1 pseudogene is annotated in these 274 nt (G+C 64.6%); it reads left to right on the forward strand.

The window, feature by feature from the left end:
* A pseudogene (locus V0R37_RS22160) lies at positions 1-274 on the forward strand (leucine ABC transporter subunit substrate-binding protein LivK); the annotation flags it as partial.

Below are 274 nucleotides of genomic sequence, written 5' to 3' on the forward strand. Positions count from 1 at the left end.
GTCACCGCCATCGTCGGCGCGCTGTGCACCGGGGCCACGATTGCTGCGGCCAATAACGCGGCCATCCCAGGCGGCGTGATGATGGTGTCTCCGGCCTCCACCGCGCCTGCGGTGTCCGAGCTGAACGATAACGACCTGGTGTTCCGTACCGTGCCGTCCGACGCCTTCCAGGGCGAAATGCTGGCCAAGCTGCTGCTGTACAAGGGCATCGACTACGTCGCCGTCACGTTCGTCAACAACGACTATGGCCGTGGCCTGTCTGACGCCTTCAGTG

Origin of the sequence: Pollutimonas rozaliensis (assembly GCF_048751585.1) — a bacterium.
Taxonomy (GTDB): Bacteria; Pseudomonadota; Gammaproteobacteria; order Burkholderiales; family Burkholderiaceae_B.